At 44.8% G+C, this 730-nt stretch carries 2 protein-coding genes and 1 pseudogene; 1 reads left to right on the top strand and 2 read right to left on the bottom strand.

Going from position 1 to position 730, the window contains the following annotated elements; translation table 11 throughout:
* Positions 1-161: NrdR family transcriptional regulator (locus AC1DUA_RS39625; protein WP_477504879.1), on the bottom strand; the 161-nt coding region annotated here is incomplete at its 3' end.
* 110 nt (positions 162-271) lie between these two features.
* On the opposite strand from AC1DUA_RS39625, the gene AC1DUA_RS39630 reads away from it, so the two are divergent.
* Entirely contained in the window at positions 272-487 is a 216-nt protein-coding gene (locus AC1DUA_RS39630; RefSeq protein WP_127458075.1) for an alpha/beta-type small acid-soluble spore protein, read from the top strand.
* A gap of 107 nt (positions 488-594) precedes the next feature.
* Here AC1DUA_RS39630 and AC1DUA_RS39635 read toward each other — a convergent pair.
* Positions 595-730, bottom strand: a pseudogene (locus AC1DUA_RS39635) (lytic transglycosylase domain-containing protein); the annotation flags it as partial.

Raw genomic sequence — 730 nt, forward strand, 5'->3', positions numbered from 1 at the left:
TTCTTAATCACAATAAGCGGAGTTTCTTCCACCATCTCAAAGGTGGTGAATCTTCGGGCGCATTTCTCACATTCCCGGCGACGGCGGATCGATTTGTTTTCATTAGCTGAACGTGAGTCAAGCACTTTCGTACCGGAATAATCACAGAACGGACATTTCATTCGCTATCTCTCCTTTCTCTTCTATCTGGTGGATTACCATATGTTACATGTCATGAACGATGAAGAAGTGCGCACAATACTAGTACCAACCGACAAGGAGGTGAACAGACATGAGCGCAGGAAACAGCAACACGCTAGTTGTTCCTCAAGCTAACGCAGCGTTGGATCAGTTGAAATACGAAGTAGCCCAAGAACTTGGTATCTCTATCCCACAAGATGGATACTACGGTAACATGGCTACTCGTGACACTGGTGCCATCGGTGGTCACATTACTCGTCGCCTGGTACAAATCGCAGAACAATCTTTGGCTGGTCAATTCAAGTAATCTTGAGATGAAGTAGCCGCTGAATCTGCAAACGGGAAGTATTGGACTTTAAGCCCCCCATAAAGGAGCTAGTCCAATGCTTCTTTGTTTTGTGGAGACTAGTTTTGTTAGGTTTGCTTGTTTTGCCATTGATCTGAATACAGTTTCGTGTATTTCTCGTAATAATAAATAACTCGCTGAACATAATGACGCGTTTCGCCGAATGGGATTTGGTCAATACGCTCCTGAGAGCCATCCCAGACG

It is taken from the genome of Paenibacillus sp. 01T422, from assembly GCF_056398785.1.

Excerpts from the sequence above, each read along its gene's own strand:
- AC1DUA_RS39630 (WP_127458075.1), top strand. The coding sequence starts at position 272 with ATGAGCGCAGGAAACAGCAACACGCTAGTTGTTCCTCAAGCTAACGCA.